At 40.8% G+C, this 20,449-nt stretch carries 22 protein-coding genes; 4 read left to right on the top strand and 18 right to left on the bottom strand.

Annotated elements, in window-relative coordinates:
- Positions 1-20: 20 nt before the first annotated feature.
- Positions 21-623: a DNA-3-methyladenine glycosylase I gene (locus MOMA_RS06545; RefSeq protein ID WP_009501701.1), complete on the top strand. Its 603-nt coding sequence runs from the start codon at positions 21-23 to the stop codon at positions 621-623.
- On the opposite strand, the gene rarD is transcribed toward MOMA_RS06545, so the two are convergent.
- Positions 601-1,566 (bottom strand): EamA family transporter RarD, encoded by a 966-nt coding sequence (gene rarD, locus MOMA_RS06540; RefSeq protein ID WP_009501700.1) that lies wholly within the window; start codon positions 1,564-1,566, stop codon positions 601-603. The genes MOMA_RS06545 and rarD overlap by 23 nt on opposite strands.
- 202 nt (positions 1,567-1,768) lie before the next feature.
- On the opposite strand from rarD, the gene MOMA_RS06535 reads away from it, so the two are divergent.
- Positions 1,769-2,236, top strand: coding sequence for an Lrp/AsnC family transcriptional regulator (locus tag MOMA_RS06535; RefSeq protein WP_009501699.1), 468 nt, complete (start codon positions 1,769-1,771; stop codon positions 2,234-2,236).
- A 79-nt stretch (positions 2,237-2,315) separates the two neighbouring features.
- Here the strand turns inward: MOMA_RS06535 and MOMA_RS06530 are convergent, their stop codons facing one another.
- From MOMA_RS06530 to ruvC, 17 genes are all read right to left on the bottom strand, one after another.
- A complete protein-coding gene (locus MOMA_RS06530) occupies positions 2,316-2,780 on the bottom strand; it encodes a threonine/serine exporter family protein (RefSeq protein WP_009501698.1) in 465 nt (154 codons plus the stop codon).
- 22 nt (positions 2,781-2,802) lie between these two features.
- Complete coding sequence (locus MOMA_RS06525) at positions 2,803-3,627, bottom strand: threonine/serine exporter family protein (protein ID WP_152411810.1); 825 nt, start codon at positions 3,625-3,627, stop codon at positions 2,803-2,805.
- A gap of 138 nt (positions 3,628-3,765) precedes the next feature.
- Positions 3,766-4,560 (bottom strand): phosphate ABC transporter ATP-binding protein PstB, encoded by a 795-nt coding sequence (gene pstB / locus MOMA_RS06520; RefSeq protein ID WP_009501696.1) that lies wholly within the window; start codon positions 4,558-4,560, stop codon positions 3,766-3,768.
- Positions 4,561-4,672: 112 nt separating this feature from the next.
- Complete coding sequence (pstA, locus tag MOMA_RS06515; protein WP_009501695.1) at positions 4,673-5,653, bottom strand: phosphate ABC transporter permease PstA; 981 nt, start codon at positions 5,651-5,653, stop codon at positions 4,673-4,675.
- The gene (gene pstC / locus MOMA_RS06510) at positions 5,650-6,603 is read right to left on the bottom strand and encodes a phosphate ABC transporter permease subunit PstC (protein ID WP_009501694.1); all 954 of its coding nucleotides are present in this window, start codon (positions 6,601-6,603) and stop codon (positions 5,650-5,652) included. Before pstC ends, pstA begins: the two co-directional genes overlap by 4 nt.
- 123 nt (positions 6,604-6,726) lie before the next feature.
- Positions 6,727-7,881, bottom strand: a complete 1,155-nt coding sequence (gene pstS, locus MOMA_RS06505; RefSeq protein ID WP_009501693.1) for a phosphate ABC transporter substrate-binding protein PstS — start codon at positions 7,879-7,881, stop codon at positions 6,727-6,729.
- 292 nt (positions 7,882-8,173) lie between these two features.
- Entirely contained in the window at positions 8,174-8,842 is a 669-nt protein-coding gene (locus MOMA_RS06500) for a c-type cytochrome (protein ID WP_009501692.1), read from the bottom strand.
- A 337-nt stretch (positions 8,843-9,179) separates the two neighbouring features.
- Complete coding sequence (locus MOMA_RS06495) at positions 9,180-9,710, bottom strand: hypothetical protein (protein WP_009501691.1); 531 nt, start codon at positions 9,708-9,710, stop codon at positions 9,180-9,182.
- Between the two features lie 259 nt (positions 9,711-9,969).
- On the bottom strand, positions 9,970-11,019 hold the full coding sequence (gene tsaD / locus MOMA_RS06490; RefSeq protein WP_009501690.1) for a tRNA (adenosine(37)-N6)-threonylcarbamoyltransferase complex transferase subunit TsaD: 1,050 nt from the start codon (positions 11,017-11,019) through the stop codon (positions 9,970-9,972).
- A 21-nt stretch (positions 11,020-11,040) separates the two neighbouring features.
- The gene (locus tag MOMA_RS06485) at positions 11,041-11,601 is read right to left on the bottom strand and encodes a hypothetical protein (protein WP_009501689.1); all 561 of its coding nucleotides are present in this window, start codon (positions 11,599-11,601) and stop codon (positions 11,041-11,043) included.
- A complete protein-coding gene (locus MOMA_RS06480) occupies positions 11,595-12,683 on the bottom strand; it encodes a DNA cytosine methyltransferase (protein WP_009501688.1) in 1,089 nt (362 codons plus the stop codon). The genes MOMA_RS06485 and MOMA_RS06480 overlap by 7 nt, the downstream gene beginning before the upstream one ends.
- On the bottom strand, positions 12,680-13,456 hold the full coding sequence (locus tag MOMA_RS06475; protein WP_009501687.1) for an Eco47II family restriction endonuclease: 777 nt from the start codon (positions 13,454-13,456) through the stop codon (positions 12,680-12,682). The genes MOMA_RS06480 and MOMA_RS06475 overlap by 4 nt, the downstream gene beginning before the upstream one ends.
- A gap of 13 nt (positions 13,457-13,469) precedes the next feature.
- Positions 13,470-14,477, bottom strand: a complete 1,008-nt coding sequence (locus MOMA_RS06470) for a DNA cytosine methyltransferase (protein ID WP_009501686.1) — start codon at positions 14,475-14,477, stop codon at positions 13,470-13,472.
- Complete coding sequence (topA, locus tag MOMA_RS06465; RefSeq protein WP_009501685.1) at positions 14,470-17,169, bottom strand: type I DNA topoisomerase; 2,700 nt, start codon at positions 17,167-17,169, stop codon at positions 14,470-14,472. Before topA ends, MOMA_RS06470 begins: the two co-directional genes overlap by 8 nt.
- Before the next feature lie 28 nt (positions 17,170-17,197).
- A complete protein-coding gene (locus MOMA_RS06460) occupies positions 17,198-17,704 on the bottom strand; it encodes a hypothetical protein (RefSeq protein WP_009501684.1) in 507 nt (168 codons plus the stop codon).
- 233 nt (positions 17,705-17,937) lie between these two features.
- Complete coding sequence (gene lysM, locus MOMA_RS06455; RefSeq protein WP_009501683.1) at positions 17,938-18,456, bottom strand: peptidoglycan-binding protein LysM; 519 nt, start codon at positions 18,454-18,456, stop codon at positions 17,938-17,940.
- Positions 18,457-18,618: 162 nt separating this feature from the next.
- Complete coding sequence (gene ruvC, locus MOMA_RS06450) at positions 18,619-19,224, bottom strand: crossover junction endodeoxyribonuclease RuvC (RefSeq protein WP_009501682.1); 606 nt, start codon at positions 19,222-19,224, stop codon at positions 18,619-18,621.
- A gap of 196 nt (positions 19,225-19,420) precedes the next feature.
- Between ruvC and MOMA_RS06440 the strand changes: the two genes are divergently transcribed.
- Positions 19,421-20,005 carry an FxsA family protein gene (locus tag MOMA_RS06440; RefSeq protein WP_009501680.1) on the top strand — a complete coding sequence of 195 codons (585 nt, stop codon included), beginning with the start codon at positions 19,421-19,423 and terminating at the stop codon, positions 20,003-20,005.
- A gap of 98 nt (positions 20,006-20,103) precedes the next feature.
- Positions 20,104-20,430 carry a YbeD family protein gene (locus tag MOMA_RS06435; protein ID WP_009501679.1) on the top strand — a complete coding sequence of 109 codons (327 nt, stop codon included), beginning with the start codon at positions 20,104-20,106 and terminating at the stop codon, positions 20,428-20,430.
- Positions 20,431-20,449: the final 19 nt, after the last annotated feature.

The following is a 20,449-nucleotide window of genomic DNA, read 5'->3' as shown; positions in this document are numbered from 1 at the left end:
TTTTTGATTAATCCATTTAAATGATACCAATTACCAAAAACCCACCCCATCGCTGTGCATGGTGCATGGTTAAACCGCCACTTGATAGATTGTATCAAGCGTATCATGATACAGAATGGGGCAAGCCAAACTTTAACGATCGCGATTTGTTTGCCATGCTATGCCTTGAGGGCATGCAAGCGGGGCTAAGTTGGATTACGATTTTGCAAAAACGCCAAAATTATTACCGTGCGTTTTTAGATTTTGATCCAAATCTGATTGCCAAATTTGACAACAACACCGTGGATAGATTAATGCAAAATGACGGTATTGTCCGTCATCGTGGCAAAATTGAAGCAATTATTAACAATGCAAAAGCGTATTTGGCAATTACAAAAACCCAGTCATTTAGTGATTATCTGTGGCAAATGTCGCCAAATTTTGTGGAAAATCATCAAAAACAACCGCTTGTCAATCATTTTGCACATGAAAGCGAAATTCCTACCAAAACCGTCTATGCCGATGCAATGGCAAAACAGCTAAAAAAAGACGGTTTTAAGTTCGTCGGTGCAACAACTTGTTATGCCTTCATGCAAGCAGTCGGTATGGTAAATGACCATGTTATTGCGTGTGATTTTCGTTAGCCTTGTGCTTGTTTTGCCAAAGTGATTGTCCGATCATCACCAAAACCGCCGCCCAAATCAGCCCAAAACTAAACATTTTTTCCACACTCATCGCCTCATTTAACACCACGATGGACAACACAAACATCAACGCAGGCTCAAGATAACTTAGCATGCCAAACAAATTGACAGGCAATAACGAACTTGCCTGCAAATTACTTTGCATCGCAACTGCACTAATCACGCCAAGCAGTGAAATCAAGATCAGCATAGACAACGAACCACCAATCAGTGCAAAACTATCACCTTGCCACAACAGCACCGCCAACGCAAACGGTGCAATTATCGTCAAATCCAAAAACAACCCAAGCAATGCAGGCACGCCTTGCCAACGACGAAAGGTATAATAAATCGGATAAGTTAAACACACCCACGCCGTCGCCCACGATACCGAACCTGCCAAATACACCTGCAACGCCACACCCAAAACCGCAAGACCAATTGCCACCGTTTTTAATAAACTTAGCCTTTCACCAAACACCAAACAGCCTGCCACCACCATCACAAGCGGAAACAAAAAATACCCCATTGCCACATTCACCGCTTGCCCATTGACAGGCGCCCACATAAACAGCCATAACTGACTTGCCAAAATCGGCGTCGGCAACACAAGCCAAATTTTTTGATGCAACGTGGTAAGTGATTGAAAAAACTTGCGTAATTTTGCAAAACCACCGCTTAACAACATAATCACAAACAACCCAAACCACATTGCCACCATACGCCACAAAAACACTTGCGTGCCCGTCAGCGGCGACAGCCAATGACTGTACAGATACAACACCGCAAACAGCACATTGGACAACAAAGCCAACACAATTCCAAACAAAATTTTGTGATTTTGTAAAAAATTGGCAAAATTGGCTTTTGGATAATTTTTCGGATAAGCGGTTAAATTTAACATACAGATGACAGCCTAAGATTTAAAATTTGCACACACAACATGACAAAGATGTTTGATTAAAAAATATTGAGATATTATAAAAGGTTTTTTTGAAAAAATATTTCATTTTTTAACAAATTGTGCTAAATTAGCATATTATTTTTTTATAAAAAAATGCTTTTTTTGCACAAAATGATTTTTTAATGTCTGTAACAGGTTTGTTATGCAACACGAAATTGATGATATTGATAAACGTATTTTAAATATTTTACAAGAAGATGCGACTTTACCGCTCAAAAACATCTCCGAACAAGTCCACGCTTCGGTTGCCACTTGTCAACGGCGCATTCAGTTTATGATGGATACCGGGGTGATTACCAAACAAGTGGCAATTATTAATCCTGTGGAGCTGGGTTTTAGCCTTACGACTTTTGTGCTTATTGAAATGGAAAAACAAAATACTGCCTTGCAAGAGGGATTTGAACGCTTGATGAATCGCCTACCAAATGTCATGAGTTGTTATGAAATTTCAGGGGATTTTGATTTTTTATTGTTGGTGCATGCCAAAAACATGGAAGACTATCACCGTTTTACCCGTGATTATTTGACATTTGAAAACAATGTCAGACGCTTTAAAAGCCAGTTTGTGATGAATTTTGCAAAAGTTGGCACAAAAATTGAATTGGATTAATAATTAAAATAATTAAACTGGATTAATTTAAGTCAATATTAATTTAAGTCAATATTAATTTAAATAGGATTAAGCCAACCTAAACAATTGGCTCTTTGCGATAAATGATCGTTGATGGCAATGACAAACCAAACACCAATGCAAAAGTAACAAACAGTGCATTTAACGCATAATCCATCATTTGGACAAATAACAACTGATTGTAACCTGCATAACCAAGCTCAACCAAACTCAACATCGCTTTATAAGCAGGCACACCCGGCATCATGCACAACAGTGCAGGGACAAGCACAGCTTTTGGTGTAATCAGATAGCGTTTTGCCAAATAAACCGATAAAAAACCTGTTACCATAGCGGTAATAAAAGTACTAACGATTAAATTTGCCCCAAATTGTAACCAAATATTTCTAAGCCCAAAACCCACCACAGTGATGAGCACGCATTTTGCCAAATGTTTGGCCGGTACATTCACCATCATGCTCCAGCCCAGTGTCATTAACGAAGCGAAAAATACCGCCTCTAGCAACAAACCAACATCGATCACAGCTATTTCCTTAGGCTATTTTTTAAGCAATGCCCCATTGACGAATGTTTAACAAAATCAATGCCAAACTAATGCCAACACCCGATGACAAGGTCAAAATCACCACAAACATAAAACGGCCAATGCCAATATTCATATAACCTTTTAACATATCAGACAATGAATTAATCAGTGGAAAACTCGGCACAAGCAACAGCACGCTTGATGCAATGGCTATGTGCGGATCGTTGCCAATATGAGCCAGCAATGCCAAACTACTCAAAATAGACGCACAAAAAGCCGTCATGCCTGCCACCACAAAAGGATTAAAATGATGTTTGGTTAAAAAATACCGCACCAATTGCCCGGTCATTGCTGACAAATAAGTCATTGCCACCACCACCAAATCACCGCCGGCTAAATGAGCAAAACATGCACAAGACAACCCAACCATCATGGCTACAAGCCAAAACGGATACGTACTTTTATCCAAAGCATCAAAACGTTCAAGAGCGTGTTCCAGTGGCGTTGTCATACTGGTGTTAGAAATTGGCATACGCTCCAAATCAAGCACAATTCGCTGAATTTGAATAATCATGCTTACATTAATCACGTGCGTGGTAGAGGCACGCAAAGTGGTGATACAGCGATTGTTGTAAATCGTGGTAATGGTAATGCCATTAAACGCAAGCCCACACTCCACACTGGCAACCCCTAAAGCCGCTCCAAGACGTTTGCACAAATCAACCACAACCGTAGACTCGGCACCATATTGCATAAGCAATAACCCACAACGCACACACAGGCGAGTGATTTGTTGTTGGTCTTCGTATGCCATATAGGGCAAGCGTCGAATAAGGGTTGACATACGCTGATGTGATTTTTAACCATGTAAAATGAAATGAGTTTAACAGATGAATTTTACACAAATTTGTTGCATTTTTCAAAACAAAAATCAGCAAAATAAAAAATCAGCAAATTGGCAATTTGCACCACTTAACAACCCTTAGCCAAAATGCCCACGAATATAACCTTGGGTTTGAGGGTTTTTTGGATTGTTAAACATTTGTTCGGTTTTATCCATTTCTATCATCTCACCCAAATACATATACGCGGTATAATCAGACACGCGTAAGGCTTGCTGCATATTATGGGTAACAATTGCTATGGTATAATCTTGTTTTAAATCTGCAATTAATGTCTCAATTGCACCTGTAGAAATGGGATCAAGCGCCGATGTTGGTTCATCAAGCAACAACACTTCAGGACGCGTGGCAATGGCTCTGGCAATGCACAAACGCTGCTGTTGCCCTCCTGATAGCGAAAGCCCTGATGCTTTGAGTTTGTCTTTAACCTCTGTCCACAATGCTGCTTTTTTTAACGCCCAAGTTACGCGTTCGTCCAAATCGCTTTTGCTTAATTTTTCGTATAAACGCACGCCAAACGCCACATTGTCATAAATAGACATGACAAACGGCGTGGGTTTTTGAAACACCATGCCAACTTTTGTACGCAATAGATTAACATCAAGGTTTTTTGCCAAAATATTTTCATTGTCCAATAAAATCTCACCTTGAGCACTCATATTTGGATATAAATCATACATACGGTTAAAGGTGCGCAACATCGTAGATTTGCCACAGCCTGACGGCCCAATAAACGCGGTAACTTTTTTGTCATAAATATTAAGATGGATATTTTTTAAAGCGTGAAATTTACCATAATAAAAATCAAGTTGGTTAACTTGGATTTTGGTATGAGGGCTGTTGGTATGAGCGTTGGTTTGTAAATTGCTTTGCATAAGATTGCCTTGATTTTTGTTAAATTTTTTGTTAAATTTTTTGTTAAATTTTTTGTTAAATTTATTGATTGGATTAAATGCTTAGGCTAAAGTGCTTAAGCCAAATCGGTTTTTAATACCGCTCTTTTCCCAGTAGCCTTGCCAACATATTCAGTCCAAGCACTGCCAAGGTAACCAACAACGCCCCTGCCCATGCCAATTGTTGCGCATTTTCATAAGGCTGCTGGGCCAATTGATAAATGGCATTGGGTAAATTTGCCATCGGTGCCCCCATATTTAGACTAAAATATTGATTGTTCATAGCGGTAAATAACAGCGGTGCGGTTTCACCAAAAATCCGTGCAAATGCCAACAGCACGCCTGTCAAAATTCCCGCCTTAGCAGAACGCAGCGTAACATAACCCACCAGTTTCCACTTTGGTGCACCAAGGGCATAAGTTGCCTCTCGCAAGGTATCCGGCACAAGGTTTAGCATATTTTCTGTGGTTCGCACCACGATAGGAATGACAATCAATGCAAGTGCACATGCCCCCGCCCAACCTGAAAAACCGCGTCCATGCACCATCAACGTAAACACAAATAAACCGATAATAATAGACGGAGCGGATAACAAAATATCATTCATAAACCGCGTGGTTTTACCAAGCCAACTGCCTTGAGCAAATTCTGCCAAATAAACCCCCGCCATAATACCAATTGGCACGCCAACCCCCAGTGCAAGCCCTGTCATCATTAGCGAACCAACAATTGCATTGCGTAAACCGCCAATATCCATACCCGCAGGCGTATCGGCACTAAAAATTGGCATGGTTAACATTGCTGCAAAACCAGACACCAACAGTTTATACAAAATCAACACCAAAAAACTTAAACCAAACACCAACGCAAATCCTGCAAACAATAAACTTAGTTGGTTTTTGATTTTACGTTTTTGATAAGTTGGTAAGCACAAGGTTTTATTAGACAAAGACACCGGTTCAAAATCTTTTACATGACAGGATAAGGTTTGCGACAAAGGCAAGGTAACACTGCCTTTTTGTGAGGATTTGTTTGATAAATTTGCTTGGTTTGATAAACGGTTGCGCTGATTCATACATGACTCCCTGCTTTTTTATCCAGTTTTACTAAAATAATTTTTGAAATCATTAACACAATAAAAGTAATCACAAACAACAACAGCCCCAAATGCAATAGCGATGCTTGATGCAACCCCTCAGACTCAGCAAATTCATTGGCAAGGGCGGACGTGATAGACACACCAGATTGAAACAAATTTGGACTAATATTATACGCATTGCCAATCACAAACGTAACCGCCATGGTTTCGCCCAATGCTCGCCCAAGCCCCAAAATCACCCCACCTGCCACGCCTGTTTTGGTATAAGGCAACACCACATGAAACATCACCTCCCACGTCGTTGCTCCAAGCCCATACGCCGACTCTTTAAGCAGATTTGGCACAACACCAAACACATCTCGCATGACCGAGGCAATAAACGGAATAATCATAATTGCCAAAATCAAACTGGCGGTAAACAAGCCAATGCCAAACGCAGAACCTGTAAACAGTTGATTTAACACAGGAATATTGGCAAATTTATCAATCAACGGCGACTGAACATGTTTGGCAAACCAAGGTGCAAACACAAAAAATCCCCACATGCCATAAATAATAGATGGAATACCCGCCAACAATTCAACCACAACCCCAAGCGGACGTTTTAGCCAATTTGGACAAAGCTCGGTTAAAAACATCGCTATGCCAAAACTTATCGGTATGGCAATAAAAATTGCCAACAATGATGTAACCAGTGTGCCATAAATCGGTGCAAGTGCTCCAAATTCAAAAGTACCCACATTCCAATCTTGCGTGCTATAAAATCCAAGTCCAAACTGACGCATGCTCGGCCACGCTCCAACAAACAGCGATAGCAAAATTCCACTCAATAACAACAACACAAACCATGCAAACAAACGTGTCGCATTGACAAATAGCCAATCCAAACGCTGTTGTTTTGCCAGTTGTGATGATAAATTTGACATATAAACCGCCTTTTTATCAATAATCTTTAACACCAGTTTTTAACACCAATCTTTAACATTAATTAATTTTTTTAATATGAATTAATTTTTTTTAATATGAACTATTATAAATTGTTAAAAAATTTATGGATTGATTGTGTACAGTGGTTTATTATCACTATCGACCACTTGTTGCCAACTTTGACGGAAAGTTTGTTTGCTTTGTGTAGAAAAGGGCACAAAATCCAAACTTTTTGCACTATCATCACCCTTTTGATAAGCCCAATCAAAAAACGCCAGTACATTTTTCACTTTTTCAGGGTTTTTTGGTTGTTTATGCACCAAAATAAACGTAGCCGCTGAGATTGGCCATGCTTGCACAGCTGCTTGGTTGGTTAGCACAACATTAAAGCCGTCATCTGCTGACCAGTTGATATCACCTGCGGCTGCAAAACTTTCGATCGACGGCTGCACAAAATTGCCTGCTTGATTTTTTAGCGAAACGTATGCCATGTTGTTTTGTTTGGCATAGGCATATTCCACATAGCCAATTGCATTTTTTGCCCGCGCAACATTGCTTGCCACGCCTTCATTGCCTTTTGCACCTACGCCTGTTTGGGCGGTTGGCCATTTAATGGTTTTATTTGCACCAACTTTTGTTTGCCAATCTTTTGAAACGGCTGACAAATAATGGGTAAAATTAAAGGTTGTGCCAGAACCATCTGAACGAAACACGGTGATAATGTTGCTATTTGGCAAAGTCAAATTTGGATTTAATGCCACAATTGCAGGATCATTCCACTGTTTGATTTTACCCAGATAAATATTGGCAAGCGTTGCTCCATCAAGTTTTAACTGCCCTGCTGTTACGCCGTCTACATTCACAATAGGCACAACACCGCCAATAACCGTTGGAAACTGGATTAAGCCTTCTTTATCCTGCTCCGCCTTGGTTAACGGCGCATCTGTTGCTCCAAAATCCACCGTGTTTGCTATAATTTGCTTAACCCCTGCTGATGAACCAATGGATTGATAATTCACCTGTCCGCCTGTTGCGTTTTTAAAATCAGCCGACCATTTGGCATAAATTGGCTGTGGAAACGACGCCCCCGCTCCCAAAATTGCATTGGTAACATTTTCTGAATCGGCTTTAATTGCACTACTGGCTTGATTTGGTTGAGTAGCCTGATTGGCATTTGATTGATTGTCAGAACAAGCATTCAATGCCAACATGCTTAGCAGCAATGTGCTAACCGTGAATTTGTTGCGGTAAAATTTGTTGCTATAGAAATATTTCATATCATCACCTATTTTGAATGTTAAAAACCATGTGTTGCTTACTTTTGTTGCTTTTTACGCTTCGTTTTTGGTTTTTATATAATGCCATTTGAATATGACAAAATGATGACAAAATGATGAACAAATAATGACAATCGTGCAACAAAAAAGCCAAATCATGACAATTTGGCTGTTTTGTTAAAACTGTTTGAAAGGTTTAAAAAATTAGGAAGTTTAAAAAATTGGCGTAATTAAAAAAGTTAATACACTTAAGAAAATGAGTGCACTTAGAAAAATGAGTGCACTTAGAAAACTAGTGCAATGCACCGATAAAATCGGACAAAATTTTAATATCATTGTCTGATAATTTGGCGGCAACCACTTGCATCATGCCTTTTTCACCTTGTTTGGCAGCGTCATTGGTGCGTGATTGAGTGGGATCGGCAATTTCATCTTCACGACCTGCTGCACGAAATAGTTTTAACTGCGTTGCGATATATTCTGGGTGTTGCCCTCCCAAACGCGGAAAGGCCGCCCATTGGTTGCCATTGCCTTTACCACCATGACAGCCAGAACACGGAATGACACCGCGTTTGCTATCACCACCGAAGTATAATTTTTGAGCTTGATCAGCCGTTGCAGGATTGGCATAACCAACACTCCAGCGTGGTTGACTGGCAAAATAACCGGCCACATTTGCCATATCCTGATCGCTTAATTGAGATGCGTAAGATTTCATGATCGCATTGGCACGATCGCCGTTTTTAAATGCAACCAATTGTTTATACAGATATTTTACGCCTTGGCCGCCCAAATTTGGTTGCGCAGGCACAGCACTCACGCCATTTGCCCCATGACAAGCAGCACATACCGTTTCGGCAATCACTTTGCCTTTTTGAATATCGTATTTTGGCACAGCAACAGCCGTCCAACCGCTTACGCTAGCAATCAAAAGGCTGGCAGCAGTGATAATTTTTTTCATCGGTCATCTTCCTACAAAAAAGATTCTGGCAATCTTTAAAGATACACCATCGTTAAACACAAAAAAATAGGTTATAATTTCGCTATTATAACAAGATTTTGACAGTTTTGTTTGATTTTTTTAAACTTTTCACAAAGTCTATGCCAACAAGCCCACGAAAACCCCAATTGCATTATTGATATAACCGTATTATGCCACAATTTTATCAGCAAATAAACGCGATTTGCCTAAACTTGCGTAAATTTATTCCACAATAAAAAGTTGGATAAAGGTTTATCCAACTTTAGCGAAATATTTTATTTTGTTTAACAATTAGTTAACTGTTTTTGTTTAACAATTAGTTAACCGTTTTTTCATGATATTCTCGTTGCAATTTTTTTGCATTTTGGTAGCATTTTTCGATGTGATCATTGGCAATTTTTTTGAACATCAAATAACCAATCGTCCCTGCAACCAACTGACCACCAAACGGTACAAATTTGGTAACTTGCTTAGTAATGATGCGACTACCAAAACCTTGAAAAGTTTTTTTGGCAAGTGCACGCGTTGCCACCAAACCTGCAAAATCCACAGCACGATCTTTGTATTGCTCAAAACTTGAGCTGTTTTTTTCTTTTTCGTTGTTGGTTTTTTTGGTGATATCGTCCGCCAAACCAAAACGTTGTGAAATTTCTGGCAATAATTTGGTTAACAAGCCTGCATCTACGGCCACATCAAAAAAGGGCACAGGCACAATTGCAACCCCTGCTGAAATTTTGGCTTGTTTTTTTACCAATTCTTCGCACTCTACTTTGACTTTTTCCAAATTTAAATCTGGGTCAATGCTGTTTGGCAATTGTTCTACAGTTGGCTGTTTTACATTTGACATTTACTGTTCCTATTTCAATTTAGCAATTAAAAAACTAATGATTAAAAAATTAGTGATTAAAAAAATTCATGATGAAAAACTAACGATGAAAAACGCTTGATAAAACCAATGAAACTTGATAAATTTTATCAAAACTTAAAAACTGCCCATTATTTTAACGCGTTTTTTGGGTTTTGTATAAGTGTTTTTTGCAAAAACTGGTAATATTTTGTAGTTTTTTCCGTAAATTTTGCTAATTTTTTTTACAAAATTGTGAAATTTAATCGACTTTTGCCAAATCTGACATCGACCAACGTGGCAAACAACTCACCGCCAAATCATCGCACTGCCCTGCGCGAAGACGCCACCAACCTGCAAATGCAATCATCGCACCGTTATCGGTACACAAAGCAGGCGGAGCGTAATGCACGGTTGCCCCAATTTTTGCCAATTGTTTTGCCAAAATTTGGCGCAACTCAAGGTTGGCACTTACGCCCCCTGCAATGACAAGACGGCTAAAACCTGTGTGTTGTAAGGCTTTTACGCATTTTTTGGCAAGCGTATCCACCACAGCAAATTGAAAACCTGCAGCAATATCCGCCCTGGTTTGAGCGTGATTGGGATTGTCAATATCAGTCGGATTGTCTTTGATCAGATTATGCACCGCAGTTTTCATACCGCTAAAAGAAAAATCCAAGCCTTTGCCAAGCATGGGGCGCGGCAAATCAAAAGCGTGCGGGTTGCCTGTTTCGGCAAGTTTGGCTATGTTTGGCCCGCCTGGATAAGCAAGTCCCAACATTTTTGCAGTTTTGTCAAAACACTCTCCTACCGCATCGTCAATGCTTTCGCCTAAGATTTGGTATTGTCCAACGCCTTTTACCGCCACCAACAAGGTATGTCCGCCAGATACCAACAAGCCAACAAACGGAAATTTAGGAGCATCTTGTCCAAGCAGCACAGCAAGCAAATGCCCCTCCATATGATGTACGCCAACAGCTGGAATATCAAGGGCAAAAGCAAGCGAACGCCCAAATAACGCCCCTGTCATCAACGCTCCAACAAGTCCAGGGCCTTTGGTAAAAGCGACGGCATCAATGTCGGTTTTTTGCAATTGGCATTCGTTAAGCAATTGATTTAACAGAGGAATGAGTTTGCGAATATGATCGCGACTTGCCAATTCTGGTACAACACCCCCATAAGTAGCGTGCAGTTCAATTTGGCTATACAGCACCTGTCCAATTAAACCTTGGTTGGTATTATGACGCTGACTGCTGTCAAAAATCGCCAAACCCGTTTCATCACAAGACGTTTCTAAGCCCAATACTTTCATACTTTTCCTTTCATGCTGTTCTTAGTTTTTTGTTAATTTTTTGTCCATTTCGTGCAAGTCGGCCAACGATTTTTTGATACCATCATTTACAATTTTAACATCAATGCTTAGCCCTTTGGCAAATGGATCGCTAAAAATGTATTTGCCTTGTGTCGGTTCAACATTTGGCGTGGTATGCACAACAAAAATTGGGTTTTTGTCGGTGGTCATTTCGTGTGATACATAGTTTTCACCCAACTGATCAAGCAGTTTTGATAAAAGCTCATTGCTCGCCATACCAACCGTCATATGATGTCGTGCCGTTTGGTTGTCTAATTGATAAGATTGTGCATAAATTTTGACAGGCTCGCTGTCTAATTGAAATGGATAGTTAAATTTTTCTACAGAAACTGGTGGGATATCGGTGGCTAATAATTGCCAATCAATTTTTTTTAGCTTGTCAGTTTGAGTGGTTATAGGTTTGGTGGTGCTTGTGTTATCTTGATTAATGGGCTGATGTTGTTCATTTTTTTGGCAAGATGATAGTGCAAGCATGATGCTTAATCCACCCATAAACCAAATAACTGATTGTTTAGTTAACATAAAAAATCCTTTGACAAATCTAAAAGCGTTTTATGGATTTGTAGCCCAATTGCATAAGCCAAATTCACAGGCACAGCGTTGCCTATTTGTTTGTACTTCTGATTAATTGATCCTGCAAATTGCCAATCATCAGGAAAAGTCTGAATGCGTGCATATTCACGCACAGTCAAGGGGCGAGTTTCATCAGGGTGGCAACGCTCGGTTTGGTTTTGGGCGGGCGAACACGTTAGCGTTAAACTTGGCTCATGCCAGCCCAAACGCCTTGCCATGCCTGTTTTGCCACCGCCCAAAAAATAGCTTTTTTTCATATACTGACGTGCAATTTCATCGGGTAAATCACGCCAACAGCCGCCTTGTGGCACTAAATCCAACACCGCTTTTTTATGTTCAGGGTATGCCTGTCCATCGGATTTTGGCACATCGCTGTCGTACAATTCACCGCATTTTAATGCATCAGTCATGGTCATGGGGCGGTGATGAGCTTGTGGCCAATAAAACTTGGCTTTATCCGCCAAATCTTGACGAATGCCTACAATAAAAACCCGTTCACGTTTTTGAGGAACGCGATAATTCACCGCATTCAACACTTTTGGTTCAATCAACACATAACCCAAATCTGTTAAAGTTTGTTGAATAATAGCAAGCGTACGGCCGTTGTCATGAGTTAACAATCCTTTAACATTTTCGCCTAAAATAACTTTAGGACGCACCTCATCAATTGCTCTGGCAAATTGAAAAAACATCGTACCGCGCGTATCATTAAAACCCTCGCCCTTACCTGCATAAGAAAACGCTTGGCACGGAAAACCGCCTGACAAAAAATCCACCTTATTGCGATAAGAGCGAAAATCCACATCCGCCACATCTTGCTCTAATACATGCCAATTTGGGCGATTTTGGCGTAAAGTTTGACATGCGTATTTATCACACTCATTCAACAAAACCACTTCAAATCCTGCTTTTTCAAAGCCCAATGCCAAACCACCTGCCCCTGCAAACAATTCAATACTGGTGAATTTTTTAACAAAATTTTCTTGTGGCAAATCGTTAACCATATCTGCAAATAAATCTAAAGTTTTCACGATAACTCCAATGAAAAATCATCAAAACCTTGATATTTTTTAAAAGCCAACACATATAAACCAGTCAATAAATGATTGATTTTTTGTTTATTAATATCATTAAATACTTGATTGTCAATTAAACTTAATTGCTCATTGTTTAAAACATCTAAAAGCACCTTTGGCAAAATCTGGCATAATTTTTTAAACGCCAAACTATCGCCTGTTACAATTTCATAAAACTTATCAATTGACACACGGCGGATTTGATCGTGTTTCACGCTTTGTTTATCAAGCGAACATTGCCATGCGACATTTTGGCTGTTTTTAGCAATCACCTCAACAAGCATACAAATTGCTTTCGGTTCTTGCAAAATCTTATGCTGCATACGCATATAAGTTTTGGCCGATGATGAACTGTTCATCGTATTGTGTTTATTTTTCATCTCTACATAAATTTGACGTTGATGATTTTCAATATCAAAACCTTTTTTTGACACCACCCAACCATCACTTTTGCCAATAAAGTTAAAAATATTTTGGTGAAAATAACCAATGTGATTGGTATTAGATTTATCCATTTGGCGCTGAATTTCACTCTCAATAATTGTAGTTAAAATCACATCATCAAATCCACCATGATAAACCGCACTATCAAAGGTAAGTTTAATTGGATCAATTAAATTTTTATTAAATTTTTTAAAATCAATGCTAAAACGATATTTAAACACCGTATTTCTGACATGATTGTATAAATCATCATCACTAATAAAATCCAAATTATATTTACTCATAAAATAATTCCTATTATTTTTCACCCAAACCCAAAAGCACCCCATAAACCCGCCGCCCAATCGCATAAGCCAAATTCACAGGCACGGCATTGCCAATCATTTTATAACCATCTTGCAAATTGTCATAAATAAAAATAAACTCGTCGGGAAAACCTTGAATTCTGGCACATTCGCGCACCGATAAACGCCGATAATTGCTTTCATCGCCCACAAATTCAAAACGATTAGGTTCTATTTGCTGCATTTTGGGCGCATTCGGATGTTGCGGCGCTTGGCGGCCACTGGCTTGAATGGTAAATGACGGCTCATGCCACGCGCGTACGCGATTGCGGCTCATATAAATGGGCGAATAACCGCCAATAAAATATTCATGATTGGCAATTTGACATTTATCGCCATTGGTTTTATTATTAGGCAAAGCAGAAATGGCATTGTCTTTTAAATCAAAAATCACATCTTTTAATACCAATTTATTTTCTAGCGGCGTAGGAAATAAAAAGTCATTTACACCCAAATCTTTTCTAAAGCCAATATAAAACACGCGTTTGCGATTTTGTGCCACGCCAAAATCATACGCATCCAACATTTTTACAAATACTTGGTAGCCCGCCTGTTCAAATTGTGCCAAAATATTTTGCACCGCAAAGCTGTGGCGTTTGGCGAGCATGCCAGAAACATTTTCAGCAACAAAAAATTTAGGCTGTTTGGCGGTTAAAATGCGAATGTAATCAAAAAATAATTGCCCACGTGCGTCGTCAATGCCACGCAATGCCCCAGCTTCGCTCCAGCTTTGGCACGGCGGCCCGCCAATTATGCCATCGCAATTGGGGAAATCATCGGCATTAAAATGGCGAATATCTCCTTTTAATAGCGGCGTTTGGTGGTTGTATTCATACGTTGCCCAGATTTTTTTATCGTATTCATTGGCAAGAATAACCTCAAAACCTGCTTGCATAAAGCCCAAATCCATACCGCCCGCCCCTGCAAATAGGCTGATAAGGGTTGGTTTATAATTACTCACTCACCCACGCCCCTTTACGCCAAAACAGCGCAAATTTCGTCGCCTTGCCGTCTTTTTCCGAGCCAACATATTGCTCGCCCAATTTGCGCGACCAACGCACAATCGTCGGATTGCCATCGTCATCAACCACTGGCGCTTTGAGCAAATAGTGAAATTTATCTTCCAATTGCGTTTTTATCGCTTGCAATTCGCTGATTTTAGGCGGCCGCGTTTCGCGCACTTTGGGAAATTTACTCGCCGCCAAAAACAAGCCTGCCGCCCCTTCGCGCAAAATATAATGGTCGTCAAATTTTTGCGAGCGCAAATTTGGCATATCAATCGGCGTCATGCGCGGCGGCGCAGCTTCGCCATTTTTAAGCACTTTACGCGTGTTATCACAACTTTGGCAAGCAAAATACGCCCCAAAACGCCCCGTTTTTAGCACCATTTGTCCGTCGCATTTGTCGCAATCAATGCTCGGCGCGTCGTTATTGCTTGCGGTTTCAAACACGCCTTGCTCCAATAAATAGCCATCGCAATCGGGATTGTTGCCACAAACGTGCAATTTTAAACCGCCGTCCACAATGTAGCCGTCCATCGCGGTGTGGCATTTGGGGCAGCGTTTTTTCTCAAGCAAAGCAACAATTTCATCGCTATCATCGTCCGCGGTTTGATTGGCAAACGCTTCTACGGGCATTAAATTTTTTGTGCCTTTGCAACGCTCTTTGGGCGGTAAATTGTAGCCCGTACAGCCTAAAAACACGCCTGTTCCGCCTGTGCGCAATTGCATGGGACGGCTGCACAAATCGCAATGCACATCTGGCACATCGGTTGGGTCATTGGGCTTCATGCCGTCTTTGCCTTTGGCGGTTTCTAGTTTTGCCTTAAAATCGCCGTAAAAATTATCCAACACCTGCTTCCAATAAATTTGCCCTGCCGCCACATCGTCCAATTTATCTTCTAAATGGGCGGTAAACGTGTAATCCATCAAATCGGGAAAACTGTGGGTTAGGCGGTCGGTTACAATGTCGCCCATTTTTTCGGCAAACAGGCGTTTGTTTTCGGTTTTGACATAACCGCGTTCTTGAATGGTAGAAATAATGGATGCGTAAGTGGACGGCCGCCCGATGCCACGTTTTTCCAGTTCTTTGACAAGACTGGCTTCGGTATAACGCGCAGGCGGTTTGGTAAAATGTTGACTGGGTAAAATTTCATCAACGCTTAATTTATCGCCCACTTTGACATCAGGCAAAAGCACATCGTCGCTTTTGGCAGGCGGATTTATGTGCGTATAGCCATCAAACATCAACACGCGGCCGCGCGCTTTTAGCTCCACATCGCCCGCTTTGACAATCAACGTCGCCGCCAAATAATTGGCAGGGGTCATTTGACACGCCACAAATTGCCGCCAAATCAGCTCGTACAATCTTTGGGCATCGCGTTCCATATCGTGCAATTGACTTGGACGAATGGCAACATTTGACGGACGAATGGCTTCGTGGGCTTCTTGGGCGTTTTGTTTGTTGCCATAAACGTTGGGCGTTTTGGGCAAATATTTTGCACCAAACTCGCCATCAATAAAACCGCGCACACTTTCTAGCGCGTCTTTGGATAAAAACGTGCTGTCGGTACGCATGTAGGTGATATGCCCAGCTTCGTATAAACGCTGGGCTAAAAGCATCGTTTTTTTGACGTTAAAACCAAGGCGCGTACTGGCGGCTTGTTGCAAGGTTGAAGTGATAAACGGCGCGGACGGCTTGGAACTGGTTGGTTTTTCATCGCGCGCACTGACAATAAAGTCATTGCCGTGCAAAATGTCCACTACTTTTTGCGTGTCATTTTGGTTTTTAAGTATTAATTCTTTGCCATTTTGATGGGTGGCTTCTAGTTTTAATGTATCATTTTTGTAACGGGTATTGGCGTGAATTTGCCAATATTCTTGCGGAATAAAAGCGCGAATTTCATGCTCACGCTCCACAACAAGGCGCGTTGCCACGCTTTGCACTCGCCCTGCTGATAAGCCGCGCGCCACTTTCGCCCATAACAGCGGCGACACCATAAACCCCACCACGCGGTCAAGAAACCGCCGCGCCTGCTGGGCGTTTACTCTGTCCATATTGAGCGTGCTGGGTTGTTTAAAGGCTTCGGTGATGGCGTTTTTGGTGATTTCGTTAAACACCACGCGCCGATATTTGCTGTCATCGCCGCCGATGACTTCTTTTAAATGCCACGCAATCGCCTCGCCCTCTCTGTCCAAATCGGTCGCCAGATAAATGGTATCGGCTTCTTTGGCTAAGGCTTTTAGCTCTTTAATCACCTTGGTTTTATTGGGTAAAATTTCATACACCGCTTGCCAATCGTGTTCTGGGTCAACGCCCATGCGGCGCACCAATGCCAATTGGGCTTTTTCGGCTTTGTCGGCGGCTTTTTGGGCGGCGGTGAGTTTGGTGGTTTTGGCTTTGGCTTTGGTCTCGGCATCAGAGGCAGCGGCTTTTTTGCTTGCACCCACGGGCAAATCGCGCACATGCCCCACGCTTGAGCGCACAATGTAGCCTGCGCCCAAATATTTGTTGATGGTTTTGGCTTTGGCGGGCGATTCTACGATGACGAGCGCTTTTTTGGTGGGTTTTTTGGCAGCAGGCGCTTTTTTGGCGGATGTTGCAGTGGTTTTGGCGGTTGATTTTTTGGTGGGTTTGGTTGCAGTTTTTGCCATGAGCTACTCAAAAAGGTTAACAATGGGGTTAAAATTGGCTATTTTGCACTAAATTGGCTAAAGTTTGCAATTGATTTTTTAAAAAAATTAGGTCTTTTTCGCTATTTTCAAGGGCTAGTGGGTTACCCATACGGCCATTTTCATGCCAATACAAACAAATAAAATTCGCCTTACAACTCAAACCTTGCACCGTTGGAGTGATATTGTTACCAAAATCCACTGTCTGTTTATCAAGGGCAAAATTGGGTGCAAAATTATCAACCATCGGACGCCATTCACCATCAATCACCTGAAAATCACAAGGTGGCAATTTACCCCCATCTAAAATCAAGCCGTATTGAGCTATCATACCTTTACCACGCTCGCCAGTTTTGCCTGTAAGCCATGCAGGACAAGCCACAAGTTTTGGCATAAGACCAATTTTACGTGCAGCCATGCGTAGGTTATCAAGATGGGTTTCTTTGGCCGATGGTTTTAAACCCATAATACCGCCTATGATAAATAAAATCGTACCAATGATGATCCAAGTTGCCATAATTTTACCGCCTTTTCGTGCTTCTTCTTTCGTACTTCTTTATAGTTACTTAATGCTTATTTACTTAATAATTAGTTAATTAATACTTAATAGTTGATTGATGCAAAACCACAAAAAACGCACCAATTTGACTTGATGCGTTTTTTACCTTTGTGCAGACTTTTTTAATAAACTGCTTTAATCAGATTGTTAATAAACCACTTGTTAATATTAATAAACTACTTGTTAATAAACTACGCAGGAATACGCAACACTTGACCCACATAAATTTTATCAGGGTGGCTTAACAAGGGCTGATTGGCTGCAAAAATTTTATGATATTCATTGGCATTGCCATACATTTCTTTGGCAATTTTTGACAATGTATCGCCTGATTTTACCGTGTACATACGTGATTCAGGCTCTGCGGCTATCACGCTAATGTTGTCAACAACGGTAGCAACATACTGCACATTGCCTGCGGCCAAAATTGCTTTTTCACGCTCGGCTTGATTGCTCGCTGTGCCTGATACATTCACGGTATCAGTAGCACTGTTGTAATGCACACTTAAGCCGTCAATGGTGGCATTGGCTTGGATACGTGCCAACAATAAGTTTGCGATTTCTTGAGCTGATGGCTCTTGTGTTGTTTCGGTGGGTGCTTGCACAGGTGTTGCGGTTTGGGTTGGCGTTTGGGTTGTATCTGCTTGTGGTTTTTTATCACGATTAAAGATTTTATCACCAATGTCTTTAGCAAAACTAAAAATTCCCATATGTTTTCTCACTTCATTTAATTTTAAAACTCATTCATTTAATTTTAAAAAAACAAACATACATGTTTGTATCATGTTTGCATAAAGTCAGTATAACAAAATTTTTGCCAAGGTTGCGTTAAAATCTGTTAATTTTTGCAACCGCTATGCACGCACATACCCTCATATTTTTGCTACAATATCCGCTTCGCTAAGACGCCATCGCCCTTTTTTCTTCGTGCGTGATAACGTGGTGTTGTTGGTTTTATTAACATTATTTAATATTTTATTTAAGCTATGGTGATGATAAGCATGACAAATTGCACATGCCAAACCATCGGCTGCGTCCGCTTGAGGGCATACCGATAGATTTAACAAACGCATGACCATTGCCTGTACCTGCTCTTTATCCGCCGCTCCGTAACCACATACCGCTTGCTTGATCTGACGTGCGGTGTATTCTGCCACTTCTAAATCTTTGGCAACCAACGCGGTAATTGCCGCCCCACGTGCCTGGCCTAATTTTAACGCAGAATCGGGATTGTTTGCCATAAATACCTGTTCAATCGCCGTCGTCATCGTCTCATTGGTATATTTTTGATAGTATTCTATAATCCTAGTTATACCCTGAAAAATACGCTTGAGCCGCTCTGGCATGGTTTCGGTATCATAATTTAACTGCGTGTGTATCACCCCTGCGTCCAAAAACTCAAGTTTATCCTGGGCATGACGAATAATGCCGTAACCTGTCATACGCGAACCCGGATCAATGCCAATAAAAATCGTCATAACACAACCGTTTTTTTTAAAATTGTTAAAAAATAAAATCGTTAAAAAATTTGCAAAAAAAATTGTCAAATTGGCGTTTTTTTTGCAAAAAACTCCCCCATTATATACCAAAATCCTTTACAATGTAGGTTTATTATTTTTTGGCGTTTTTGCACGATTTTAACGAAAGGTTTTAACTAAAAAAGGTTTTACGATTATGGGAAATGTTCTTGGCATTGCAATTGTTTGGTTTATCATTGAAATGTTGCTATGGTATTTGATCGCTCAATTTGTCAGTGGGTGGTGGGTGTTTGGTTGGTTTATTTTGGCAGGGGTGATGGGTGTTGGTTTGATAAAAAAAGGGGCAAGCATTTTAAAACCTTTGGCAGGACAAGCCCAAGCTGCTATGTTCAATCCTGCATTACGCCCACAAGAAAATACCGTTGTTAAAGCAGTTGCACTCATGTTTGCAGGGCTATTGTTGACATTACCCGGAATTTTAAGCGATCTTTTTGCACTGCTTGTGATGTTGCCTGCCTTACAAAACAAAGCGAAAAATTACGCCAAAGACTACGCGACTAAAAACCCTGAAAAACTTATGCAAATGATGGCTGGTAAACTGGGCGGTATGGGCGGATTTGATCCATCAAAAATGGGTGGTATGGGCGGGCAAAATCCGTTTGGTGCAAACAATCCATTTGGCGGAGGTTTTGGTGGCGGTTTTGGCGGTGGTACAACCGTTAACGGCACAGCCAAAACCATAAAAGAGGTTAAAAAAACCCGATCTGCAAATGACGATTAACGTTCAATAAGATTGATGTTAAATAAAATTGATATTAAGCACATTGATACTAAACGCATTGATACTAAACGCATTGATATTAAACACAAGGAATAATCATGACCAAAACCACACCATCAGATTTTGGCAACAACATCATTGGCAAACGCACCGACATTCAGCATCCAGAATTGTGGCATTTTCCAATGAATTACCCCATCAGCATTATCGGCCACGAAGGGCATAAAGACACGCTGTTAAACGAAGTCAAATTGATTTTGGCGACGTTATTTCCTGATTTTGATTTGGCAACCTTGACACTAAACACCTCAAAAACAGGACGTTTTCACTCGGTGCGTGCCAATTTATACGCCACAAAAGCCGAGCAAATTAATAAGCTTTATGCCATGTTAGACAAAGCAGAAACGGTAAAAACGGTTTTTTAAATAAATCAAGCATGTTTTA

Source organism: Moraxella macacae 0408225 (assembly GCF_000320365.1).
Lineage (GTDB): Bacteria > Pseudomonadota > Gammaproteobacteria > Pseudomonadales > Moraxellaceae > Faucicola > Faucicola macacae.
This window is presented reverse-complemented; position numbering and strand designations above follow the sequence as displayed.

Coding starts and splice junctions, on each gene's coding strand:
- MOMA_RS06545 (WP_009501701.1), top strand. CDS start 21: ATGATACCAATTACCAAAAACCCACCCCATCGCTGTGCATGGTGCATG.
- rarD (WP_009501700.1), bottom strand. CDS start 1,566: ATGTTAAATTTAACCGCTTATCCGAAAAATTATCCAAAAGCCAATTTT.
- MOMA_RS06535 (WP_009501699.1), top strand. CDS start 1,769: ATGCAACACGAAATTGATGATATTGATAAACGTATTTTAAATATTTTA.
- MOMA_RS06525 (WP_152411810.1), bottom strand. CDS start 3,627: ATGTCAACCCTTATTCGACGCTTGCCCTATATGGCATACGAAGACCAA.
- pstB (WP_009501696.1), bottom strand. CDS start 4,560: ATGCAAAGCAATTTACAAACCAACGCTCATACCAACAGCCCTCATACC.
- pstA (WP_009501695.1), bottom strand. CDS start 5,653: ATGAATCAGCGCAACCGTTTATCAAACCAAGCAAATTTATCAAACAAA.
- pstC (WP_009501694.1), bottom strand. CDS start 6,603: ATGTCAAATTTATCATCACAACTGGCAAAACAACAGCGTTTGGATTGG.
- pstS (WP_009501693.1), bottom strand. CDS start 7,881: ATGAAATATTTCTATAGCAACAAATTTTACCGCAACAAATTCACGGTT.
- MOMA_RS06500 (WP_009501692.1), bottom strand. CDS start 8,842: ATGAAAAAAATTATCACTGCTGCCAGCCTTTTGATTGCTAGCGTAAGC.
- MOMA_RS06495 (WP_009501691.1), bottom strand. CDS start 9,710: ATGTCAAATGTAAAACAGCCAACTGTAGAACAATTGCCAAACAGCATT.
- tsaD (WP_009501690.1), bottom strand. CDS start 11,019: ATGAAAGTATTGGGCTTAGAAACGTCTTGTGATGAAACGGGTTTGGCG.
- MOMA_RS06485 (WP_009501689.1), bottom strand. CDS start 11,601: ATGTTAACTAAACAATCAGTTATTTGGTTTATGGGTGGATTAAGCATC.
- MOMA_RS06475 (WP_009501687.1), bottom strand. CDS start 13,456: ATGAGTAAATATAATTTGGATTTTATTAGTGATGATGATTTATACAAT.
- topA (WP_009501685.1), bottom strand. CDS start 17,169: ATGGCAAAAACTGCAACCAAACCCACCAAAAAATCAACCGCCAAAACC.
- MOMA_RS06460 (WP_009501684.1), bottom strand. CDS start 17,704: ATGGCAACTTGGATCATCATTGGTACGATTTTATTTATCATAGGCGGT.
- lysM (WP_009501683.1), bottom strand. CDS start 18,456: ATGGGAATTTTTAGTTTTGCTAAAGACATTGGTGATAAAATCTTTAAT.
- ruvC (WP_009501682.1), bottom strand. CDS start 19,224: ATGACGATTTTTATTGGCATTGATCCGGGTTCGCGTATGACAGGTTAC.
- MOMA_RS06440 (WP_009501680.1), top strand. CDS start 19,421: ATGGGAAATGTTCTTGGCATTGCAATTGTTTGGTTTATCATTGAAATG.
- MOMA_RS06435 (WP_009501679.1), top strand. CDS start 20,104: ATGACCAAAACCACACCATCAGATTTTGGCAACAACATCATTGGCAAA.